General features: G+C 59.3%; 3 pseudogenes. 1 reads left to right on the forward strand and 2 read right to left on the reverse strand.

Going from position 1 to position 2,573, the window contains the following annotated elements:
- Positions 1-444: pseudogene (locus tag FNJ47_RS45580) on the reverse strand (IS5/IS1182 family transposase); the annotation flags it as partial.
- 72 nt (positions 445-516) lie between these two features.
- Here FNJ47_RS45580 and FNJ47_RS45585 point away from each other — a divergent pair.
- Positions 517-1,682 (forward strand): annotated as a pseudogene (locus FNJ47_RS45585) (IS110 family RNA-guided transposase).
- Positions 1,683-2,145: 463 nt separating this feature from the next.
- Here FNJ47_RS45585 and FNJ47_RS45590 read toward each other — a convergent pair.
- Positions 2,146-2,403, reverse strand: a pseudogene (locus FNJ47_RS45590) (transposase); the annotation flags it as partial.
- Positions 2,404-2,573: the final 170 nt, after the last annotated feature.

Below are 2,573 nucleotides of genomic sequence, written 5' to 3' on the forward strand. Positions count from 1 at the left end.
GCCATCAATCTTGCGGCGGATGTCGCGGATGATCCGGCCGAGCCGTGTCCGCAGGAACTTGAGCTGCCGCCGGGCGCGTTTGAACTGGTGGGCGTGGGTATAGCGGCCGACCATGATGGCGGCGCGCCTGGCCAAGCGTAGATAGCTCTGGCGCAGCGGCACGCGGTTGCGCTTGGCGAGCCCGACGAGCTTGATGATTGCTCGATGCATCAGCCGCGCGTCGGTCGGATGCGCAACGGCCTTGGGCTGGACCGTGGTGTCGACCACCACTCGCTCCAGGTCCTTGGCACCGATGGCTCCGGTCTTGTGCGCCACTGACAGACTTTCCTGGATCAGCGCGACGAGCTGTTCCTCGCCAAGCCGTTGGCGCCAGCGGGTCATCGACGATCGATCGAATGGCAGACGGTGGCAGAAACTCAATTCGCCGCAGAAGTATTGGTAGTAGATCCCATGGGTGGATGGCAGCCGGCATTTTTGCAGAATGCGGTTGCCCAAACAATCATCCTGAAGGTGACCATGCATACAGCCGCACAATCCTCACAACCGACCGTTATCCGCACCAATCTTGGTGCGATTTTCGTGTCACTGGAACTCAGTCGCTCAACCTGGTTGATCACATCGTTGTCGCCGGGGAGAAGTGAGAAGATGTCAAAGCATTCTGTCCTGGCCGGGGACGTGCCCGGACTGTTCGCGCTGTTTTCGAAGCTTGGCGAGAAAAGCCGTATCAAAACCGGGCACACCTATCCGATGATCACCATTCAGGAGGCCGGTCTTGACGGCTTCTGGATTCATCGGGTCCTTGAGAAGGAAGGAATCGAAAGCCACGTCGTGGACCCAGCTTCGATTGCGGCATCACGCCGAAGCAGGCGAGCTAAGACGGATCGGATTGATGGTGAGGCATTGCTGCGAACGCTGATGGCTTATAAACGGGGCGAGCCGCGCGTGTGCGCCATGGCGCGCCCTCCGTCTCCAGAGGAAGAGGATCGGCGGCGGATCTGCCGCGAGCGGAAGGCGCTGATCGTCGAGCGCGTCGCTCATGTCAATCGCATCAAGGGCCTCTTGTTCGCGCAAGGGACTACGAACTACGGGCCGCTACGCCAGGATCGGCGAGAGCGGCTTGCTGAACTGCGAACCGGTGATGGGCGTGCACTACCTGCACATATGCAAGCCCAAATACGCCGGGAGTTGGATCGACTTGAACTTCTACTCGAACAGATCAAGGCGGTCGAGGCCGAACGCGACGCGCTCATCGCAGTACAAGCCGCCGCGGCAACACCTTCGCCAGTCACGATGCTGCTTCAGTTCAAGGGGATCGGCACCGAGTGTGCCGCCATCCTATGGTCGGAGGGACTGTTCCGACATTTTGACAACCGTCGCCAGGTTGCCGCTTATGCGGGGTTGGCGCCGACGCCCTGGCAGAGCGGGTCCATCGATCGAGAGCAAGGCGTCTCGAAAGCAGGCAATCCGAGATTGCGAGCGACGTTGATCCAGATGGCATGGCTGTGGCTGCGGCATCAACCCAAATCAGTGCTGACCCAATGGTTCAATGACGCGTCCAGCGCAATCGGGGTCGGTTGAAGAAATCGACCATCGTGGCGCTGGCGCGCAAGTTGCTCGTTGCGCTTTGGAAGTACGCGACCTCCGGCGTCCTCATTGAGGGAGCAATCATGAAGAGCACCTAATCCGCTCAAGCCATCGCGAAAGCCACCAGGATTCATCAACCCTGGTGGCCCAGGTCGACGAGCCGAAGAACCCCATGGCGAAATGCCGACTAATAGAATGGTCTCGTCATCCTGAGCCCCGCCCGCCGCAAGCGGGATATTGGTGCGGCCGTCATGAGCGGCGACCGAATGTGAGGTGGACCAGGCTCGGCAATCGAGCCGCGTCATGCAGTCGGGCTTTGGAACTTGGAAACCGATCGATTTGACTTTGCGCTTCGCGAGGAGAGAAGCAGCTTACACCCAACCATAAAAGCTGGATGGCGTGCTCGATCAAATCAAGGCCAATCCGCTTCGCGGCGTCCCTTCGGGCCGGCCTTGACTTGATCTGCGCGCGCCATCCAAGAGCGCATGTGGTCGGGACGAAAAGGTGGCTCCAGTCAAACAAAAAGGTGCATCTTGTCTTGACACCCAATTCCCCATGTGAGGGGTTCTCGATCCAGCGGGCGCACAGCACCTCATCCGACAGGTTGTGCATGTGCTTCAGAATGAACAGGCCGGCGATCAGCCGCGTCGGCAACCCCGGCTGCCCTGACCCTGCCTGGCACACCGAACCAAAGCGCTCATTCAGCACGTTCCAGTCGATCAGCGCCGCCAACCGCACCAGCGGATGACCCATGTCGATGATCTGATCCAGGGCCGGAAGCAGCAGGTCCTTCTGGCGATCATCCCGCGGTTTGCTCATCGCATTCCCCAATGTCGACGACGCCGTCAGGGAATCACGAACCGCCCAAAAACGAAATCCCAAAACGCAGGAAAGCCAGGTCCCACACACCGCTTTCCTGCAAAATCGAATACTTTCTCAAGAACATTTTTGCTTATTTTTCAGGTCAATCCGCATTCTTCACGGACGAC

It is taken from the genome of Bradyrhizobium uaiense (assembly GCF_010811875.1).
GTDB lineage: Bacteria > Pseudomonadota > Alphaproteobacteria > Rhizobiales > Xanthobacteraceae > Bradyrhizobium > Bradyrhizobium uaiense.